This window comes from Streptomyces sp. NPDC006624 (genome assembly GCF_040611555.1).
Classification (GTDB): Bacteria; Actinomycetota; Actinomycetes; order Streptomycetales; family Streptomycetaceae; genus Streptomyces.
The window spans coordinates 547,146-567,143 of sequence record NZ_JBEXOM010000003.1 but is presented as its reverse complement, the minus strand read 5'-3'; the positions used below and the strand labels follow the sequence as shown (position 1 = coordinate 567,143).

General features: G+C 73.6%; 15 protein-coding genes and 3 pseudogenes. 14 read left to right on the top strand and 4 right to left on the bottom strand.

Annotation, left to right across the window (positions count from 1 at the left end):
* A pseudogene (locus ABZY20_RS08945) lies at positions 1–94 on the bottom strand (tRNA (adenine-N1)-methyltransferase); the annotation flags it as partial.
* Here ABZY20_RS08945 and ABZY20_RS08940 point away from each other — a divergent pair.
* Both ABZY20_RS08940 and ABZY20_RS08935 read left to right on the top strand, forming a co-directional pair.
* Positions 94–462: pseudogene (locus ABZY20_RS08940) on the top strand (hypothetical protein); the annotation flags it as partial. The pseudogenes ABZY20_RS08945 and ABZY20_RS08940 sit on opposite strands and share 1 nt — an antisense overlap.
* Positions 459–2,234, top strand: a pseudogene (locus ABZY20_RS08935) (ABC transporter ATP-binding protein); the annotation flags it as partial. The pseudogenes ABZY20_RS08940 and ABZY20_RS08935, both read left to right, overlap by 4 nt.
* A 291-nt stretch (positions 2,235–2,525) precedes the next feature.
* Here the strand turns inward: ABZY20_RS08935 and ABZY20_RS08930 are convergent.
* Complete coding sequence (locus ABZY20_RS08930; protein ID WP_356438711.1) at positions 2,526–3,131, bottom strand: response regulator transcription factor; 606 nt, start codon at positions 3,129–3,131, stop codon at positions 2,526–2,528.
* A 323-nt stretch (positions 3,132–3,454) separates the two neighbouring features.
* Here ABZY20_RS08930 and ABZY20_RS08925 point away from each other — a divergent pair, with 323 nt between their 5' ends.
* Entirely contained in the window at positions 3,455–5,605 is a 2,151-nt protein-coding gene (locus ABZY20_RS08925) for a SpoIIE family protein phosphatase (RefSeq protein ID WP_356438640.1), read from the top strand.
* 245 nt (positions 5,606–5,850) lie between these two features.
* Here ABZY20_RS08925 and ABZY20_RS08920 read toward each other — a convergent pair whose 3' ends face one another.
* Positions 5,851–7,260: a S1 family peptidase gene (locus ABZY20_RS08920; protein ID WP_356438637.1), complete on the bottom strand. Its 1,410-nt coding sequence runs from the start codon at positions 7,258–7,260 to the stop codon at positions 5,851–5,853.
* Positions 7,261–8,000: 740 nt separating this feature from the next.
* Between ABZY20_RS08920 and ABZY20_RS08915 the strand changes: the two genes are divergently transcribed.
* The 10 genes from ABZY20_RS08915 (at position 8,001) to ABZY20_RS08870 (ending at position 18,460) form a co-directional block, all read left to right on the top strand.
* A complete protein-coding gene (locus tag ABZY20_RS08915; RefSeq protein WP_184980091.1) occupies positions 8,001–8,216 on the top strand; it encodes a type A2 lantipeptide in 216 nt (71 codons plus the stop codon).
* Positions 8,217–8,350: 134 nt separating this feature from the next.
* The gene (locus tag ABZY20_RS08910; protein ID WP_356438634.1) at positions 8,351–9,157 is read left to right on the top strand and encodes an HlyD family efflux transporter periplasmic adaptor subunit; all 807 of its coding nucleotides are present in this window, start codon (positions 8,351–8,353) and stop codon (positions 9,155–9,157) included.
* A complete protein-coding gene (locus tag ABZY20_RS08905; protein WP_356438632.1) occupies positions 9,154–11,379 on the top strand; it encodes an NHLP family bacteriocin export ABC transporter peptidase/permease/ATPase subunit in 2,226 nt (741 codons plus the stop codon). The genes ABZY20_RS08910 and ABZY20_RS08905 overlap by 4 nt, the downstream gene beginning before the upstream one ends.
* A 1-nt stretch (position 11,380) precedes the next feature.
* The gene (locus tag ABZY20_RS08900; protein ID WP_356438629.1) at positions 11,381–14,203 is read left to right on the top strand and encodes an NHLP bacteriocin export ABC transporter permease/ATPase subunit; all 2,823 of its coding nucleotides are present in this window, start codon (positions 11,381–11,383) and stop codon (positions 14,201–14,203) included.
* A 49-nt stretch (positions 14,204–14,252) separates the two neighbouring features.
* On the top strand, positions 14,253–14,981 hold the full coding sequence (locus tag ABZY20_RS08895; RefSeq protein WP_356438709.1) for an MFS transporter: 729 nt from the start codon (positions 14,253–14,255) through the stop codon (positions 14,979–14,981).
* Between the two features lie 131 nt (positions 14,982–15,112).
* Positions 15,113–16,120, top strand: a complete 1,008-nt coding sequence (locus ABZY20_RS08890; protein WP_356438626.1) for a Ppx/GppA family phosphatase — start codon at positions 15,113–15,115, stop codon at positions 16,118–16,120.
* Positions 16,121–16,178: 58 nt separating this feature from the next.
* Positions 16,179–16,385 carry a hypothetical protein gene (locus ABZY20_RS08885; protein ID WP_356438623.1) on the top strand — a complete coding sequence of 69 codons (207 nt, stop codon included), beginning with the start codon at positions 16,179–16,181 and terminating at the stop codon, positions 16,383–16,385.
* Between the two features lie 151 nt (positions 16,386–16,536).
* The gene (locus ABZY20_RS08880) at positions 16,537–17,544 is read left to right on the top strand and encodes an iron-containing redox enzyme family protein (RefSeq protein ID WP_356438620.1); all 1,008 of its coding nucleotides are present in this window, start codon (positions 16,537–16,539) and stop codon (positions 17,542–17,544) included.
* A gap of 21 nt (positions 17,545–17,565) precedes the next feature.
* Complete coding sequence (locus ABZY20_RS08875) at positions 17,566–18,219, top strand: HemK2/MTQ2 family protein methyltransferase (RefSeq protein ID WP_356438618.1); 654 nt, start codon at positions 17,566–17,568, stop codon at positions 18,217–18,219.
* A gap of 67 nt (positions 18,220–18,286) precedes the next feature.
* Positions 18,287–18,460 carry a CDGSH iron-sulfur domain-containing protein gene (locus ABZY20_RS08870; RefSeq protein WP_356438706.1) on the top strand — a complete coding sequence of 58 codons (174 nt, stop codon included), beginning with the start codon at positions 18,287–18,289 and terminating at the stop codon, positions 18,458–18,460.
* A gap of 166 nt (positions 18,461–18,626) precedes the next feature.
* On the opposite strand, the gene ABZY20_RS08865 is transcribed toward ABZY20_RS08870, so the two are convergent.
* On the bottom strand, positions 18,627–19,061 hold the full coding sequence (locus tag ABZY20_RS08865; protein ID WP_356438615.1) for a protease inhibitor: 435 nt from the start codon (positions 19,059–19,061) through the stop codon (positions 18,627–18,629).
* 328 nt (positions 19,062–19,389) lie between these two features.
* Between ABZY20_RS08865 and ABZY20_RS08860 the strand changes: the two genes are divergently transcribed.
* Complete coding sequence (locus ABZY20_RS08860; RefSeq protein ID WP_356438612.1) at positions 19,390–19,968, top strand: hypothetical protein; 579 nt, start codon at positions 19,390–19,392, stop codon at positions 19,966–19,968.
* The last annotated feature ends 30 nt before the right edge of the window (positions 19,969–19,998 follow it).

The window sequence follows — 19,998 nt, the reverse complement described above, 5'->3', positions numbered from 1 at the left end:
CGTCGGCGAGGCGGCGGGCGGTCAGCAGGAAGCCGGTGTGGCCGATCATCCGGTGGTCCGGGCGGACGGCGAGGCCCTCGATGTGCCAGTTGCGGCGGCGAGTCCCAACGGCTGGGCCTCGCCAGGGCGTTCGCCCACCGGGGCCGTCTGCTCATCCTCGACGACGCCCTCTCCAGCCTCGACACGGTGACGGAACGCCACATCACCGACGCCCTGCTCGGCGCCGGCCCCGGCAGCACGCGGCTCCTGGTCGCCCACCGCAGCGCGACGGCCGCCCGCGCGGACGCGGTCGCCTGGCTGGACGCCGGACGGGTCCGGGCGGTGGGACGACACGAGGAACTGTGGCGGATCCCCGAGTACCGGGCGGTCTTCGCGGAGGCGGAGGACCCGGCCACCGCGCGGGCGGAAACGGAAACGGAAACGCCGAGGCGGCTGAGTCCGGGTGCGGGGGCGGGGACATGAGGAGGACGGGCGGGAAGCCGACGGGAGCGGGCGGGGAGTGGGGCCCCAACGGCACCGGCGGCGAGCCGGTCCCCGACGGCACGGATGCGAAGCCGGTCCCGGACGGCACGCATGCGCAGCCGGTCCCCGACGGTACGCATGCGCAGCCGGTCCTGGACGGCACAGACGCGGGACCGGCCCCCTGCACCACGCGCAGCAAGCCGGTCCCCCACCGCACCCCCCGCCGACCTGGCACGCATCCCTCACCCGGCGGCAGCCGCACCGGCACGGGCTCCGGTCACCGCACGGCCCTGCCCGTCCGGGGGCTGCGCTTCCTGCTGGCCCGGCGGCGGGTCCTGCTGCGGCTCGCGTTCTGGTCGGTGCTGGAGACCGGGCAGACCTTCCTGATCGGATACGGACCCGCCCGCGCACTGGACGAGGGGTTCCTGCGCGGGCGCCCGGACGTCGGGCTGGTGTGGCTGGCGGTGACGGGGCTCGGCGTACTGCTCGGCGCGTACGGCACCGCGCGGGTCCACTCCGCAGTCGCCGCGCTGGTCGAACCGTTGCGGGACCGGCTCGTGGAGCGGGTGGTGGCCCGGGGCGTGCGGACCGGCGACGCGGGGGCGCTGTCGGGGCTGACCCAGCAGGTGGAGATCGCCCGGGACACCTTCGCCGGACTGGTCATGGTCGCCCGCTCCTTCGTCTTCACGGCCGCGGGCGCCCTGGCCGGGCTGTTCGCGCTCGCCCCGCCGCTCCTGCTCGTCGTGGGCCCTTCCCTGGCCGCCGGTGTGGCGCTGTTCGCGGCGACGCTGCGGCCCCTCGCCCGGCGGCAGGAGGCGTTCCTGGTCGCCGACGAGGCGCTGGCCGGACATCTGGGTGCGGTGTGCCCGGGCCTGCGGGACATCACGGCGACCGGGGCGGAGGAGCAGATCGCCGCCGGCGTGGGCGAACGGATCGGGGCGGAACTGCGCGCGGCCCGTTCCCTGGCCCGCTGGGGCGTACTGCGCGTGGCGTCGCTGACGGTCGGCGGCCGGCTGCCCCTCGTCCTGCTGCTCGCCACCGCCCCGTGGCTCCTGGCCCACGGCGTCACCGCGGGCGCACTGGTCGGCGCCCTCGCCTACGTCTCGCAGTCCCTGCTGCCCGCCCTGCGCGACCTGGTCCACGGCCTGGGCACCAGCGGCTCGCGCCTGACGGTGGTGCTGCGCAGGCTGGCCCCACCGCAGGACACGGGCGCACCACCGCAGGACACGGGCGCACCACCGCAGGACACAGGCACACCACCGCAGGACACGGGCGCACCCGCGAAGAACACGCCCGTGGAGAGCGGCTCCGCCTCCCCGCCCCCGGGCGGCGCAGCCCCCGCCCCCGCGCTCGCCCTCTCCGGCGTGACCTTCGCCTACGGCCGCTCCGGGACGCCCGTCCTGGAGGATCTCGACCTCACCCTCCCGCCCGGCTCGCACCTGGCCGTCGTCGGCCCCAGCGGCGCCGGCAAGTCCACGCTCACCGCCCTCGCCGCCGGGCTCCTCGCACCGGACCGGGGCACGATCACCGTGCACGGACACCCCGTGCCAGGGCCGGAGGCCGCCGCCCGGCGTGTGCTCATCCCGCAGGAGGCGTACGTCTTCGGCGGCACCATGGCCGAGAACCTCGCCTATCTGCGCCCGGACCCGGTGCCGGAGGCGGAGCTGCTCGCCGCCTCCGAGGCGGTCGGGCTCGCCCCGCTGGCCGCCCGGCTCGGCGGTCTCGGCGCGCCCGTGGACCCGGCGTCCCTGTCGGCCGGTGAACGGCAGCTGATCGCGCTGACCCGGGCGTATCTGTCGCACGCCCCGCTCGCGCTGCTCGACGAGGCGACCTGCCATCTGGACGCCGAGGCGGAGGAGCGGGCGGAGCGGGCCTTCGCGCGACGGCCGGGCGGGACGCTGGTGGTCGTCGCCCACCGCATCAGCTCGGCGCGCCGGGCCGGCCGGGTGCTGGTGATGGACGGCCGGAGCACGGACTGCGGCAGCCATGAGGAGCTGTTGCGGTCCTCGGCGCTGTACCGGGACCTGGTGGGCAGCTGGGCGCCCGGGCCGTCCCGGCGGTGGTCAGAGCCAGCCCTGCCCCTGCGAGATACGGATGGCGTCGATGCGGTTGCGGGCCCCGGTCTTACGGGTGATGGCGGCCATGTAGTTGCGCACGGTCCCGTGGGACAGGTGCAGGCTGCCGGCGATCTCCGCGACGGAGGCGCCCTCGGCGGCGAGGGATAACACGCTCAGCTCCCTGCGGGTCAGCGGCATCTCGGCCGCCTTGAGGAACCCGAAGCCGAGCGAGTCGTTGACGAAACGTTCCCCCTCGGCGACCCGGCGTATGCCGCGGAGCAGGTTCTGCGGCGAGCCCTCCTTGTCGACGTACCCGAGCGCCCCCGCCTCGACGGCCCGTTTCAGCAGGCCGGGCCGGTTCGCGGTGGCGAGCACGAGTAATCGGGAGCGCGTCGCCGGGCCCGTCCGGCACAGCTCGCCCAGCGGGGGGATGCCGTAGGAGTCCGCGCACTCCAGGTCCGCCGCGCACACGTCCGGCCGGGCGGAGCGGACCAGCCCCGGCGCGCCGTGCCAGGACGTGTCGTGCACCACGAGGTCGGGCTCCCCCCGTAGCCACTCCGCCAGCACCGATCGCACCAGACACTCGTCGTGCACCAGAAGCACCCGGATCACTGCCACCCCCACGGCTCGCCCCACGCCCCTCGTCTGTTGATCGCGTGCCCATTGTTCGTGACGGTGACCGTGCGTGGCCACGAGGATTCGGCCATCGGGGTGCGCGGGGGCGCACACGCGGCGCCCGTACGCCCGGCCGCGCTTCGAGTACGGGGGCATGGGCTCAGGTCGTCGGGGTACGCCGGCGCGTCCGGGCAGGCCGGGAGGAGGTGACCGAGGGTGAGCGGACGTCCTCCGCCGGCCGCTCGTGGTGCGCGTCGGGCCGCCAGGGGGGAGATTTGTTCCTGGACCCGGTCGCGCGGCCGTGCGAGGAGGTGGTCGGCGTGTCCGACGTGCAGTCGTCCGCCCAGGCGCCGGCGGCCGCCAGGACCCCGGTCGGCCGTCCGGTGCTGTCCCTGGCGCTGGCCTCGATGATGGACGAGGTGCACGCCCACTCCGGCGCGGTCTACCTGCTGGCCCCCGACCAGCCGGTGCTGGAGATGGCGGTGATGGCCGGGCTGCCCCGGGCGTTCGCGGCGCCCTGGGAGCGGGTCGGGCTGAGCGCGCCCATCCCGGTCGCCGACGCGGCGCGCGAGCGGCGGCTGGTGTGGGTCGGCGGCGAGGAGGAGATGGCCCGCCGCTATCCGCGCATCGCCGTGGTCCTGCCCTACCCGTTCGCCCTGGCCTCGGTGCCGATCGCCACCGAGTCCACCGTGTACGGCGCGGTCTTCGTGACCTGGCCGGGCGCGCATCCCCCCGACCTGTCCGAGCACGAGCGCGAGCACCTGACGGCGGCGTGCAGCCGGCTGGCGGTCCGGCTGGAGCGGGCCGCCGCGCAGAGCATCTCGCCGCAGCCCGAGACCGACCTGGTCGCCGCGCCCCTGGTCGGCGGCATGGCGGGGACGCTCGGCGCGGTCGAGTCGGCCCGGATGGTGAGCCGGCTGCCGTACGGACTGGTGTCGCTGGATCTGCACGGGCGGATCGGCTTCGTCAACGCGGCGGCGGCCGAGCTGCTGAACGTCCCGGTCAGCCGCCTCCTCGGCACGCAGCTGTGGGCGTCGGTGCCCTGGCTCAACGACCCCGTCTACGAGGACCGCTACCGGGCCGCGCTGCTGAGCCAGCACACCACCTCGTTCGTGGCGCTGCGCCCGCCCGGCGAGTGGCTGTCGTTCCGGCTGTACCCGAGCACCACGGGCCTGAGCGTGCGCATCACCCGCTCCCGTGCCGTGTCGGAGATGAACCGCGCCGTACCGCCGCCCGACGGGGCTCCGTCCCGGCTGGTGACGATCTCGCAGGTGCTGAACCTGGCCGGTGCGCTCACCGAGGCGGTCGGGGTGCAGGACGTGGTGCAGCTCGTGGCGGACGAGATCGCCCCGGCCGTGGGCAGCCAGGCGCTGGTGATGCTGGGCTCGCGGGCGAACCGGCTGCGGGTGCTCGGGCATCGCGGGTACCGGGACGCGCACGTGGTGGAGCGGTTCGACGGGCTGCCGCTGACCGAGCCGACGCCCGGCACGCAGGTGCTGCGGACGGGCGTACCCGCGTTCTTCGAGACGCGGGACCAACTGGAGCGGCTGTACCCGGCGCGGGCCGGGACCCGCGACGGGTTCGAGGCCTGGGCCTATCTGCCGCTGATCGCCCAGGGCCGGCCGGTGGGGACCTGTGTGCTGGCCTACGCCGAGCCGCACCACTTCCCGACGGAAGAGCGCGCGGTCATGACCAGTCTGGCCGGGCTGATCGCCCAGGCGCTGGAGCGGGCGCTCCTCTACGACGCCAAGCACCGGCTCGCGCACGGCCTGCAGGAGGCCCTGCTGCCGCACTCGCTGCCCGCACTGCCCGGCATCGAGGCGGCGGGCCGCTACATGCCGGCCACTCAGGGCATGGACATCGGCGGTGACTTCTACGACCTGGTGGGCACCACCGAGCAGACGGCGGCGGCCGTGATCGGGGACGTCCAGGGCCACAACGTCACGGCGGCCGGGCTGATGGGGCAGGTCCGCACGGCGGTCCGGGCGTACACGGCCGTGGGGCAGGCGCCGGAGGAGGTCATGCGCAGCACCAACCGGCTGCTGCTCGACCTGGGGGCCGAACTGTTCGCCAGTTGCCTGTATCTGCGGCTCGATCCGGCGCACGGGCGGGCCGTGATGTCCCGGGCCGGTCATCCGCCGCCGCTGCTGCTCCGACCGGACGGGCGGGTGCGTGTCCTCGACCTGGCGGGGGGGCCGCTGCTGGGTATCGACGCCTCGGCGGTGTACCCGGCGACGGAGGTGGCCCTGCCGCCCGGTTCGCTGCTCGTCCTCTACACCGACGGCCTCGTCGAGTCCCCCGGCACGGACTTCGAGGAGTCCCTCGCCGAACTGTGCCGCCGTCTGGCCGACGCAGGGGAGCAGCCGCTGGACGAGCTCGCCGACGGCCTCATCCGCCGTCAGGGCCACCGGCTCGACGGCGAGGAGCGGCTCGACGACATCGCCGTGCTGCTGCTCAGGGCTGTGGGGTAGCGCGTTCCGGCGGTGCGGGCCGCTGGTGCGGGCCGGGACTCGTCCCCCGGTGGTGCCGTGCCGCGCGCGGACAGCGGAACGGGCCGGTCCTCCCGCTGGAGGACCGGCCCGTCCGCATCACCGGCCGGATCCGTCGCCGCCCGGCGCCGGAGCGTGCCCCGGACGCCGGTGGCCGGTCCGGTCCCGCCAGGAAGGGGGGCGGGACCGGGCCGGCGTCGTCGGACCGGCTGCCGACGCGTACGGGGTCAGCGCGACTCGGTCAGTTCCGAGTGGTCCTGCTCGCCCTGGCCCGCTTCCTGACCGGCACCGGCGCCCGCTTCCTCGCCGCCGGCCTGCTCCTGTCCGGCACCCGCACCGGCCTGGTCACCGGCACCGGCACCCTGGCCGTTGCCGACTCCCTGGCCGTTCTCGGCGCCCTGGCCGTTCTCGGCACCTTGGCCGTTCTCGGCACCCTGGCCGTTCTCAGCACCCTGGCCGTTGCCGGCGCCCTGGCCGTTGCCGGCCTCCTCACCCGCACCGGCGCCGCCACCCGCGGCACCACCGCCGAGGGTCGCGCCGACCGCCTCCAGGGCGGTGGTGACCGGCTGGAAGAACGTCTCACCGCCGGCGGTGCAGTCGCCGCTGCCGCCGGAGGTCAGGCCGATCGCGAGACCGTCCTGGGTGAAGAGCGAGCCGCCGCTGTCGCCGGGCTCGGCGCAGACGTTGGTCTGGATGAGCCCGGTGACGGTGCCCTCCGGGTAGTTGACCGTGGCGTCGAGGCCGAGGACCTGGCCGTCGGCGAGCCCGGTGGTGCTGCCCATGCGGAAGACCTGCTGACCGACGGTCGCCTCGGCGGCCTCGGTGATCTGGACCGTCTGGTCCCCGGTGTTGACCTCGCTGGGCGCCTGGGTCGCCGGGTCGTCGTACTTCACGAGTGCGAAGTCACCGGTGCCGGGGAAGGTCGACTGGTCGACGGTGGCGATGGGCTGGCCGCCCTGGGTGTCCGACCACTCGTTGCCGCCGAGGGTGCAGTGACCGGCCGTCAGGAACGCCGGTGAGCCGTCGCCCGCCGTGACGTTGAAGCCGAGGGAGCAGCGGGAGCCGCCCGCGAAGATGGCGTCGCCGCCGGAGACGAACGGCTTGAAGGTGCCGGAGGACTTCTTGAGGGTGGCCATGCCGGAGCCGAGGCTCTGCACGGTGGATTCCAGTCTGTCCCACTTGGCGCCGGTGACCGTGCTGTCGGCCGTCACCAGCAGCTTGTTGGTGCGCGGGTCGATCGACCAGGAGGTGCCCGCGATGGTCGCCTCGGACTTCAGCGTGGAGGCCCCGTCCTGGAGCTCGGACCAGCTGTTGTCGACCTCGCGCACCTTGGCGCCGGCCGCCTTTGCCTGCACGATCACGTTGTTGTTGTCGCCGGGTACGACGTTGACGACGAGTTGCTTGTTGTCGCTGTCGTAGTAGGAGCCGCCGAACGCCTCACCGAGGAGCCCGGAGAGCTGCGAGGCGAGATCCGACGCGTCGCCCGCCTTGAGGGTCTTCGGCGCTGCCGCCGCGTCGTCGGACGAACCGTCCTGCGACGCGTTGGCGTTGGGGAGCAGGATCGCGGCCGCGCCGAGCGCCACCACACTGCCCGCCGCTATCGCGGCCTTGCGCTTCGGAATTCGCTTGTGACTCAAACTTCTCTCCTCCTGGAGACGGAGTGGGTGCCGCCGTCCGGCAGCTTCTGGGGGGCGCCTGGATGGCTGTTGGTACGCACGGGTGGCGTGGGGCGTTCAATTCCGTTTGCAGGTGGTGCCGTCGCACCGGGGAACCGGCCAACTCCCCCCGGCCGCACGCCGACCGCACGGCCGGTGACGGCCCTGGTCGCGACGCCCGTCCGCCGCACAGGGTGCGCGACCATCTCGCGGAGCCCATGGCCGGATGACGGCCTTTCAGCGACCGCGGCCCTCCGCACCCCCGGAAGGAAACGCTCCGTATCCACTCGGAAACGATCTGTTGTGGTCGGAGAGTCGAATCCTGGCTTCAGCGAATCTGCACATCGAATACCCAAGGCGGTCACCGCGAGAAGGGTTGTCCACACCGCGGTCGCGTGGGTCACGCCTTTGGTGTGGAGTGCCGGATTCGATGTCCGGGCGGGCAAGGGCCCTAATGCGCCGATGCGGTGGCGCATGTGAAGAAGTCGCCGCCAAGCCGTGCGCAGACCTGCACGGATCGGTACCGCTGGGACGCAAGTTGCCTGGTGAGGCGCTTGGTTGATTGGAAGCGCGCGCCCGCAGCGTGCTTTGATCCATCGCACCGCGGGGGCCGTGAAGGGCATTCGGAAACGGATGCCCGGCACTCGCGGTCGCGGCCGTCATCTGTCCCCAGAGGGGGCCGCTCCCCCCTTGTGAGATATCCAATGAAGGGAAGTTCCATCATGAACTCCACCCCCCAGGTCGAGACCGTCGAGATCGCCGACGCCGAGCTCGACGCCGTCTCCGGCGGCCTGTCCGTGAACGCCGTGAACACCGTCACCGACACGGTGGACGGCATCGCTCCGGTTTCCGGCCTGGTGAACACCGCCGTCGGCACCGTCGAGGGTGTCACCGGCCTGAACACGGCCCCGGTCACCAACCTGGTCGCCGGTCTCTGATCTGGCCCTGTGCCGTCGACTCCCGGAGCCGCAGCCGGCGGTTCCGGGATCTTCGGGTGCCATGACACCCGCCGCCACGGCGACCCCCTCCGCCACTGGCGTCACGAACCACTTCTACGGGTGAGGGAAGTTCCTTGCAGTTCCGCCAACAGGCCCTCGCCAAGCTCCAGTCGCCCGAGGAACTCGACCTGCCGGTGCGCTTCGCCCGCCCGCAGGGCTGGCTGGTGCTCTCGGTGACGGTGGTCGCGATGGCGGCCGCCTCGGTGTGGGCGGTGACCGGCTCGGTGGCCTCCACCGTCAGCGCACCCGCCATCCTCACGCACGGGCAGGGCAGTTACGTCCTGCAGAGCCCCGTCGCGGGCCAGGTCACCGCGGTGCTCGCCCGGCAGGGCCGGCGGCTGCCCGCGAACTCCCCCGTGCTCAAGGTCCGCACCGCCGAGGGCGAGACCGTCGTGCGCTCGCTCGACGCGGGCCGGGTCTCCGCGCTCGCCGCGACCGTCGGGCAGATCATCCGGACCGGTGCGAACGTCGCCGCCGTGGAGAAGGTCGCCCGCGCCGGGGACCCGCTGTACGCGACCGTGTACGTGCCCGCCGAGAACGCCGCCTCGATCCCGGACGACGCCCCCGTCGACCTGACCGTGCAGTCCGTGCCGACCCAGGAGTACGGCGTGCTGCGCGGCCGTGTGAAGTCGGTGGACCGCTCGGCCCAGTCGCCGCAGCAGATCGCCGCGTTCCTCGGGGACAGCCAGCTCGGCGAGCAGTTCACGAAGAAGGGCAGGCCGGTGGCCGTGACGGTCCGGCTGGACAAGTCGTCCGCCACGAAGAGCGGTTACCGGTGGTCCTCCGCCGACGGACCGCCGTTCGCGCTGACCTCCATGACGACGGCCTCCGGTTCGATCAGGCTGGCCGACCAGCGTCCCGTCGACTGGCTGCTGCCATGAGCACGACCGCACAGGAGACCCGGGGCCGGCGCCGCGCCGCCCCACCGAAGCGCAAGGTGCCCAAGAGCAGGGCTAAGACCGTCCGCACGCCCACCGTGCTGCAGATGGAGGCCGTCGAGTGCGGCGCCGCCTCGCTGGCGATGGTGCTCGGCCACTACGGCAAGCACGTCCCGCTGGAGGAACTGCGCATCGCCTGCGGCGTCTCCCGCGACGGCTCGCGCGCCAGCAACCTCCTCAAGGCGGCCCGCAGTTACGGCCTGACGGCCAAGGGCATGCAGATGGACCTGGCGGCCCTCGCCGAGGTCACGTCGCCGGCCATCCTGTTCTGGGAGTTCAACCACTACGTCGTCTACGACGGCATGGGCCGCCGCTTCGGCCGCCGCGGCGTCTACATCAACGACCCCGGCAAGGGCCGCCGCTTCGTCTCCCTGGAGGACTTCGACGGCAGCTTCACCGGTGTCGTGCTGGTCATGGAGCCCGGCGAGGACTTCACCCGGGGCGGCCGCAAGCCCGGCGTGCTGGGCGCGATGCCCGCCCGGCTGCGCGGCACCGCGGGCACCATGCCCGCCGCCGTCCTGGCCAGCCTGCTGCTGGTGGCGGTCGGCGCGGCGGTGCCCGCGCTCAGCCGCACCTACATCGACGAGTTCCTGATCGGCAACCAGACCTCGCTGCTCGGCGTGCTGTTCGCGTCGATGGCGGCGTGCGTGCTGCTCACCGTGGTGCTGACCTGGCTGCAGCAGGCCAACCTGCTGCACGGCCGCATCATCTCCTCCACCCTGTCCAGCGCCCGCTTCCTGCGGCATCTGCTGCGGCTGCCGGTCACGTTCTTCTCCCAGCGCAGCCCGGCCGACCTGGTGCAGCGGCTGCAGTCCAACGACGCCGTCGCCGAGGCCCTGTCCCGCGACCTCGCGGCGGCGGGCGTGGACGCGGTCGTGGTCGTGCTGTACGCGGTGCTGCTGTACACCTACGACCCGCAGCTGACGTTCGTCGGCATCGGCGTGGCCCTGCTGAACATCGTCGCCATGCGGGTCGTCGTACGGCTGCGCGCCACCCGCACCGCGAAGCTGCGCGCCGACACGGCCCGGCTCACCAACACCGCCTACACCGGTCTGCAGCTCATCGAGACGATGAAGGCGACCGGCGGCGAGGACGGCTACTTCCGCAAGTGGGCCGGGCAGCACGCCACCACCCTGGAGGAGCAGCAGCGGCTCGGAGTGCCGAGCGCGTGGCTGGGCGTGGTCGCGCCGACGCTCGCCACCCTCAACAGCGCGCTGATCCTGTGGATCGGCGGCATGCGCGCGGTCGAGGGCCACATCTCGGTCGGTCTGCTGGTCGCCTTCCAGGCCCTGGTCACCCGCTTCACGGCCCCGCTGACCCGGCTGAACGGCGTCGCGGGCCGCATCCAGGACTTCGCGGCCGACGTGGCCCGGCTGAAGGACGTGGAGAACTTCAAGGCGGACCCGCTCTACGGCCGCCCCGGCGCGGGCGAGTCGACGCGCCGCCTGCAGGGCCACGTCGAGCTGCAGAACATCACGTTCGGCTACAGCCCGCTCGACAAGCCCCTGCTCACCGGCTTCGACCTGACGGTCGGGCCCGGGCAGCAGGTCGCGCTGGTCGGCGGCTCGGGCAGCGGCAAGTCCACGGTGTCCCGGCTGATCTCCGGCCTGTACGCGCCGTGGGAGGGCGTCATCCGCATCGACGGGCAGCGCATCGAGGACATCCCGCGCGGGGCGCTGGCCGCCTCCGTCTCCTTCGTCGACCAGGACGTGTACCTGTTCGAGGGCACGGTCCGCGACAACGTGGCGCTGTGGGACCCGTCCATCCCGGACGAGGCCGTGGAGGACGCGCTGCGCGACGCCGCCCTGTACGACGTGATCACGCGCCGTCCGGGCGGCATCCACAGCAGGGTCGAGCAGGACGGCCGCAACTTCTCCGGCGGGCAGCGCCAGCGCCTGGAGATCGCGCGGGCGCTGGTGCGCCGGCCGAGCATCCTGGTGCTCGACGAGGTGACGAGCGCGCTGGACGCGGAGACCGAGCTGGTGGTGATGGACAACCTGCGCCGGCGCGGCTGCGCCTGCGTGGTGATCGCGCACCGGCTCAGCACGGTGCGCGACAGCGACGAGATCGTCGTCCTGCAGCACGGCACGGTCGTGGAGCGGGGACGGCACGAGGACCTGGTCGCGCACGGCGGCGCCTACGCGGCACTGGTCAGGGAGCGGTGAGATGACAGCCGTTCACGAAGGACACGGCGACCTGGTGCTCGGCGCCTTCGGGCAGCTGGGCTCGCGCATCGACTGCGCCGGCTTCAACCGCCTGGACCTGGAGGGTCCGCAGGTGCTGTGGCTGGTCGCGTCGGGGGCCGTCGACCTGTTCGCGGTCGACGCCGGTCAGCAGGGCCACTGGCACCACCTGGGCCGCCTGGAGGCGGGCTCGCTGGTGCTCGGCCCGGTGACGGGACCCCAGCACACCCTGGTGGCCCGCCCGCTGCGGGACTGCGTGGTGCACCGCATCGGCCTGCGCGAGCTGTACCAGCCCGCCGAGACGGCCACCTGGTCGTACGACGCGTACGGCAACCCGCAGTACGTGCCGCCGACGACGAGTCCGCTGGAGTACGCGCTCGCGCTGGGCGTGGGCCGCAGCCTGTCCGTCCTCTTCCAGGCGCCGATGGCCACCGAACGGGCGGCGGCGCCCACGGACGACGACGTGTTCTGGATGCAGGTGCCGCCGGGCAGCGTGCAGTACGGCTCGCTCTACGGCGCCGAGGCGGCGGCCGACCTGCTGATGGACCCGGCGCTGTGGCAGTCCGTGGTCGACCAGCAGTACCGGCTGCTGACCACCCTGGACCGCTGGATCGAGCAGCTGGAGCGCACCCACGAGACGCGCACGGCCGAGGGCATCAAAGCCGGTGAGGCGGTCCGCGCCCAGGCCGACCGGACGCTGCTCGCCTCGATCGGCAAGCGGTCCTCGAAGCGCGCCACCGCGGCCGACGCCGACGCCACGTACGCGGCGTGCCGGCTGGTCGCGCAGGCGGCGGGCATCAGCCTCACCGAGCCCACCCAGAAGGGCACAGGCGGCGACCGCCTCGACCCGGTCGAGCAGATCGCCCTGGCCTCCCGGGTCCGCACCCGCGCCGTACGGCTGGACGGGCGCTGGTGGCGGGACAACGTCGGGCCGCTGGTCGGTCACCGCGCCCTGTCGGGTGCGCCGGTGGCGCTGCTGTGGCGGCGCGGCGGCTATGTCGCGGTCCACCCCTCCACCGGGCGCGAGACGCCGGTGGAGAAGGCGAACGCCGACGAGTTCGAGCCGCGCGCCGTGATGTTCTACCGCCCGCTGCCCGAGCGGGGGCTCAGCCCGCTGAGGCTGCTGCGGTTCTGTGTGCGCGGCATGCGCGGCGACCTGGCGGCGCTGCTGCTCAGCGGTCTGGTCACGGTGGCGATCGGCGCGCTGGTGCCGATCGCGACGGGCAAGGTGCTCGGCGAGTTCGTGCCGAAGGCGCAGACGGACCTGATCGTGCAGGTGTGCCTGGCGGTGATGCTCAGCAGCGTGGTGGCTGCGGCCTTCATGCTGCTGCAGAACCTGACGATCCTGCGGCTCGAGGGCCGTATCGAGGCCACGCTCCAGCCGGCGGTGTGGGACCGGCTGCTGCGGCTGCCGACGAAGTTCTTCACCGAGCGCTCCACCGGCGAACTGGCCAGCGCGGCCATGGGCATCAGCTCGATCCGCCGGCTGCTGGCGGGCGTCGGCCCGACGGTCGCCCAGTCGGTGACGGTCGGGGCGATGAACCTCGGTCTGCTGCTGTGGTTCAGTGTGCCGATGGCGATGGCCGCGATCGCCATGCTGGTGGTCATCGCGGCCGTGTTCCTGGGGCTCGGGCTGTGGCAGGTGCGCTGGCAGCGGCGGCTGGTGGTGCTCTCCAACAAGCTGAACAACCAGGCGTTCCAGACGCTGCGCGGCCTGCCCAAGCTGCGGGTGGCCGCCGCGGAGAACTACGCGTACGCCGCCTGGGCGTCGGAGTTCGCGCGCAGCCGGGAACTCCAGCAGAAGGCCGGCCGCATCAAGAACATCACCTCGGTGCTGGGCGCGGTGTACCTGCCGCTGTGCACGCTGCTGATGTTCATGCTGCTGGCCGGCCCGGCCCGGGGCACGATGTCGGCGGCGGCGTTCCTCACCTTCAACACCTCGGTGACGATGCTGCTGACCTCCGTCACCCAGCTGACGGGCGCCTTCGTCTCGGCCGTGGCGGCGCTGCCGCTGTTCGAGGAGATCAAACCGGTGCTGGACGCGACGCCCGAGGTGCGCGCGGCGAGCACCCGGCCCGGGCCGCTGACCGGGGCGATCGAGGCGCGGCGGGTGTCCTTCCGGTACGCGGACGACGGTCCGCTGGTCCTGGACGACGTGTCGTTCGAGGTGCGGCCGGGCGAGTTCGTCGCGATCGTCGGCCCGAGCGGCTGCGGCAAGTCGACGCTGCTGCGCCTGCTCATCGGCTTCGACCGTCCCGTGTCGGGCAGCGTGCTGTACGACGGCCAGGACCTGGCGGCCCTGGACCAGTCGGCGGTGCGCCGCCAGTGCGGTGTGGTGCTGCAGCACGCGCAGCCGTTCACCGGCTCGATCCTCGACGTCATCTGCGGCACCGAGCCGTACACGCCGGAGGAGGCGATGGCGGCGGCTCAGATGGCCGGGCTCGCGGAGGACATCAAGCGGATGCCGATGGGCCTGCACACCATCGTCTCGGGCAGCGGCGCCGTCTCCGGCGGGCAGCGCCAGCGGCTGATGATCGCGCAGGCGCTGATCCGCCGGCCGCGGATCCTCTTCTTCGACGAGGCGACCAGTGCCCTCGACAACGAGACGCAGCGCACGGTCATCGAGAGCACCAAGGCCCTCAACGCCACCCGCGTCGTCATCGCGCACCGCCTGTCGACGGTGATGGACGCCGACCGGGTCGTGGTGATGGAGGACGGCAAGGTCATCCAGCAGGGCCCGCCCGCCCAGCTGCTCGCCGACACCAACGGGCGGCTGCACGAGCTGGTGCGACGCCAGATGGCGTGACGCGGCGCACTCCCCCACCCTCCCAGCGAAACGTTGCCGTTTCGCTGCCCTGCTCCTGCTCCTGCTCCTGCTCGGTGGCCGGATCGCCGATCTGTTCGGCCGCAAACCGGCCTTCCTCGTGGGCATCGTGGGCTTCGCCGCGGCCTCCGCGCTGGGCGGCGGCGCCACCGGCTTCGAGATGCTGGTCGTCGCCCGCGCCCTGCAGGGCGTCTTCGGCGCGCTGCTGGCCCCCGCCGCACTGCCGCTGCTGAACACGACCTTCACCGACGCCCGGGAACGCGCCCGCGCCTTCAGCGTCTACGGCGCCGTCGCCGGGGCCGGCGGCGCGGTGGGCCTGCTGCTCGGCGGCATCCTGACCGACGCCCTCGACTGGCGCTGGACGCTCTACGTCAACGTCGTCATCGCCGTCGTGGCGTTCGCGGGCGGCTCGCTCCTGCTGCACCACCACCGCGACGCCCGGGGCGCCAAGCTGGACGTGCCGGGCACGCTCCTGGCCGCCACCGGACTGTTCTCCGTCGTCAACGCTATGCAGCAGGTCGGCGGCTCGGTGGGCACGGCCCTGCTGAACACCCTCGCCGCGAGCGCGGCGACCGACTACCTGACCGGCCGCGACCCCGGCAGCGGGGCGGTGCGGGCCCAGGCGACGATCGAGAGCTACACCACCGCCTTCTGGTGGTCGGCCGTGTTCTTCGCCGCGGGCGCGCTGATCGCGCTGGTGCTGTACCGGCGCGGGGTGCCGCGGCAGGACGCCGGGGCGGCGCCCGTCGTGCACCTGTGACCGCGGGCGCGCGGGACCGGGGCCGCCGAGCGCGGGGACGCGGCGGCCCCGGTCCCGCACGGGTGGCGCGTCTTCGCCGTCGGCGGCACACCGCATCGTTGGTACGGCGCCGAACTGGGTACCCACCGCGCATGCGAATCAGCGTGGTGGATGTGGGATCGAACACGGTCAGACTGGTGGTCGCGGACGCGGCGGACGGGGTGCCGCTCCCCGTGCACACCGCCAAGTGGCGCCTCAGGCTGTCCGAGCAGGTCCCACCGGGGGGACCCATTCCGGACCGGGCCGTGGAGCAGCTGGTGCACGCGGTCGCGGAGGCCAGCAGGACGGCCGCCCGCTGGGGTGCGGCCGGGCCGCCGGCGTTCGCGACCGCGGTGGTGCGCAACGCGCCGAACCGCCAGGAGGTGCTGCACACCGTCCGGGCCCGTACCGGCGTGGACCTGTGCACCCTGCCGGGCGAGGTCGAGGCCGAGCTGACGTTCCTCGGCGCGCGCCGCTGGATGGGCTGGCGGTCGGGCCCGCTCGCGCTGCTCGACATCGGCGGCGGCACGCTCGACGTCGCCTTCGGGCGCGGCCGGCTGCCGGACTTCGTGGCCTCGCTGCCGCTGGGCGCGCGGCGGCTCACCCACGAGTTCTTCGACGACGCGGACCCGCCGTCGCCCGAGCAGGTGCGGGCGCTGCGCCGCAAGGTGCGCCACCAGTTGCGGGACGTCGCGGCCCGGATCCGCTGGGAGGGGCCGCGCACCGCGGTCGCCACCTCCCGCACCTTCCAGCAGCTGGGCCGGCTGTGCGGCGCCGCGCCGGGCCGTCACGGTCCCTTCGTGGACCGGGAGATGCGGCGCGCGGACCTGCGCGAGGCGATCACACAGCTCGCCGCCCTGCCCGCCGCCGACCGGGCGCGCCTTCCCGGCATCTCCGCGCCGCGCGCCGCCCAGAGCCTGGCCGGCGCGGTCGTCGGGCACACCGCGATGAAGCTGACCGGCCTCAAGTCGCTCACCGTCTGCCCCTGGGCGATCCGCGAGGGCGTGCTGCTGCGCCACATCGAGGACGGACCGTCCTGGTGGGCGGAGGTGACCCGGCGCACCGAGGAGGCGTCCGTACCCGAACCCGTACCGCTGCGCATCGCGACCGCCGGCAGCTGACCGGCGCGCACACCCGCGCAGAGGACGCAGTCAGTACCGCACGCAGGAAGGAGATCCCGTGTCCCACGACAGCGACCGCACCCGGGACAAGGACACCACCGGCACCGGCGAGCAGCCCGAGACGGCACTCGAGGAGGTCCTCCGCGAGGTGGAGGACGCCGAGACCCGCACCACCGACTCCGCCGCGCAGCGCCGCCGCCGGGGCGAGGCCGGGGACGCCATCACCCCGAACACCGGCGCGCAGGAGCGCTCCGAAGGGGACTGAGCCGGACCGGGCGGGCCCGGATCACTGCGGCGGCGGCCCCGGCGGACGCTCCGCAGTTGACCACGAGTGCCTTCATGACGTGCCGGACTACCCCTCGGGGCCCTCGTCACGCGGAGGGGGTGACCACGGCCCCACGGGGTACTCCGCGCCCATGGAGCACGAAGAACCACGACTTCCCACCGCCCGCGGCCCGCTGAGCAGGGGCGTCGAGGCCCATCTGCGGGGCGCGGGCCGGCTGCCCCGGCTGGAGGACGTCGCCCGGGCCGAGGTGTACGGCGAGGACCTCCAGCTCGCCCTGTACCTGTGCTACGAGCTGCACTACCGCGGTTTCGCGGGCATCCCCCCGGAGCACGAGTGGGACCCGGACCTGCTGCGCGTCCGCGCGGCCATGGAGCACCGCTTCCTGTCCGCCCTGCGCGCCGACGCCCGGGTCCACGACAGCGTGGAGGAGGCGCTGGCCGCCCTGCTGGTCGAGCCCGTCGACGGCACGGGCGTCAGCCATTTCCTGCGCGACGAGGGCGAGCTGTGGCATCTGCGCGAGTACGCGGCGCAGCGCTCCCTGTACCACCTCAAGGAGGCGGACCCGCACGCCTGGGTGCTGCCCCGGCTGTGGGGCCGGGCGAAGGCGGGGATGGCGGCGGTCGAGTTCGACGAGTGGGGCGGGGGCCGCGCCGACCGCGTGCACGCCCGCCTGTTCGCGGACCTGATGACGGACCTCGGCCTGGACACCACTTACGGCCGCTATCTCGACGCGGCGTGCGCCGAGGCCCTGCTCACCGTGAACCTCATGTCCCTGTTCGGACTGCACCGGGCGCTCAGGGGCGCCCTGGTCGGGCACTTCGCGACGGTCGAGATCACCTCGTCGCCGGGTTCGCGGCGGCTCGCCGAGGCGATGCGCCGCACGGGCGCGGGGCCCGCCGCCGAGCACTTCTACGACGAGCACGTCGAGGCCGACGCGGTGCACGAGCAGGTCGTGCGGCACGACGTCATCGGCGGTCTGCTGGAGCAGGAACCCCATCTCGCGGCGGACGTGGCGTTCGGCATCGACGCCACCGAGTTCGTCGAGGAGCGCTTCGGCGCCCGGCTGCTCGCCGACTGGCGCGCATCCCGTTCGTCACTTCGTGCACCACTTGCTCAGGAAGTCACCTATATCTCCTGAGCGCGGGGGTACTCGACGTCCGTGATTGCACTGGTACCCCCGGGCGTGTACGCCCCGCAGGAAGACACCGAGCTGCTGGCCGGTGCCCTGGCCGACGAACCGCTGCGCCCGGGCGCGGAGGTCCTCGACGTGGGCACCGGGACCGGCGCCCTGGCCCTGGAGGCCGCGCGCAGGGGCGGACGGGTGACCGCCGTGGACGTGTCCTGGAGCGCCGTGTGGGCCGCGCGGCTCAACGCCCGGATCGCCGGGCTCCCGGTCCGGATCCGGCACGGCAACCTCTTCGAGCCCGTGCACGAGGAGACCTTCGACCTCATCCTCGCGAACCCGCCCTACGTGCCGGCGCCGGACGGTCACCGTCTGCCGCGCGGCGCGGCCCGGGCCTGGGACGCGGGCGGGGACGGGCGGATGGTCGTGGACCGGCTCTGCCGGGAGGCGCCCGCGCTGCTGCGTCCGGGCGGGGTGCTGCTGCTGGTGCAGTCGGCGCTCAGCGGCCCGGACCTGACCGTCGGGCAGTTGCGTACGGCGGGACTGAAGGCCTCCGTGACCCGGCGGCACCGGATCGCGTTCGGGCCGGTGCTGCGCGGCCGGGAGCGCTGGCTGCGGGAGCGGGGGCTGCTGTCGGCCGCCGACACGATGGAAGAGCTGGTGGTGGTCCGTGCCGAACTCCCCGTCTGAGCGGGACCCCGCCGCAGAGCGGGATCCCGCACCCGAGCGGGCCGCCCCGTCCGGCCGCTCCGGGGACGTGCGCCGGGTGGCGGTCCAGCGCAAGGGCCCGCTGCTGATGGAGGGCCCGGTGGAGGTGGAGCTGGAGGACGGCTCCGTCGTCTCCTCCGACCGCTTCCGGGTCGCCCTGTGCACCTGCCGCCGCAGCCGGCGGTATCCGTGGTGCGACACGAGCCACCGCGACCGGGCGTAGGGACGAACGCCCAGGGGCCGGCGGGCGGCCCCACTCCGCCCGCCGGCCCCCTTGTACGAGATCGCCACCGATCGTGACAGCGGCCCGGCTCCCCAGCCACGGCCCGCCGTGGGTTCACGGTGCGGCGCGATCCCGGTCTCGGAAGGGCTGTCCCCCGAGGGACCCCCTAGAAGGAGAAGACGCCCGAGCCGTAGGCGTTCTTCATGCAGTCGTTGGAGAAGGTGCGCTCATAGGAGACGCGCTGCCCCTGCCAGACACCGTCGACGGTGACGACCACCGGGTCGTACTGCTTGGTGCACATCACGCCCTCCTTGGCGGTCAGGGCGTCGAAGTCCCCGCCGACGCCGCGCAGGTCCGCGCAGGCCGGCCCGGCGGCCGGGTGGGTGCCCGACGGCCTCGGGGCGCAGGACAGGGTGACCGCGCGTTCCGGAGTCGCGGAGATCGCGCTCTCTCCGTGGCCCACCGTGAGAACGAGGGCAGACGGGGCGTAGAGCGCGGTGGGGGCCTGACCCGGTTCGGCGAGGGCGGCCCCGGAGAGGGGTCCGCAGACGGCGGTGGCCGTCAGTCCGAGAGTCGTGGCCCAGCGCGCGGTGGTCCGCATTGTGTGCATCCTTCCGCTCGATTACAGGGTGTGCCGGCCCGTGCTCGGTCGGTGCCCAGGACGGCGAGCGCGAGTCTGCCGAGTCCGCCGCCGAAACACACATCGAACCTACGGGTTTCAGTAACATTGCGTATTGAATCAGTGGCGTGAAGTTACGGAATCGGCGCACGGGAAGCCGGTAGCCGCACGGGCCGCGGGGGCATGAAGCGGCCAGATGGCCGATTTTCATGCGCTCGTTAATAGGCCGGAAACATTCCGATTCCGCTCTCCGCCGACCACTTTGCAACCGCTTGCGTTCATGGTCCCGCCGAGTATTGGTCATTACAGGATGACGAACGAGCAGCGAGAGCAACTGCGCGGCTGGTTCGCCGGCCGCCTTCCCGACGGCCTCTTCGACGGACCGGCCAAGGTCACGGTCGACCGGGAGGAGATCACCGTGGTCGGCCGCATCCCCGCACCCCGGCTGGCCGAGGACGTTCCGGCCGCCGAGCGGGAGGCGGCCCTGGAGAGCCGGATGCAGGAGTTCCGGGAGCGCACGCGCGAGGAGCGGACGGCCGCAGCCCGCGAGGGCGAGCACCGGTTCCGCCGGAAGGGGTCCTGGGGCGTGGAGTGCGGCGGCCGGCGCGCCCTCTTCACGCACGTGGCCGCGCCCGTCATGACGCGGCTGTGCCAGCCGGAGCGCCAGGTCCTCGACACCCTGATCGCGGGCGGCGTCGCCCGCAGCCGCAGCGAGGCACTGGCGCGGTGCGTCCGCCTGATCCAGCGTCACACGGGCGATTGGCTGCCCGAGTTGCGCGACTTCCTGGAGGACGTGCGGCGGGTCCGGGCCCGGGGACCGGACGCGGGGCCGGACCCCGCGCGGGGCCCGGAGGAGGACGGGCCGCCCACGGGTGCGGCCCGTCTCTGAGCACGGCCGGCGTTGTCGGACCCTCCGGCT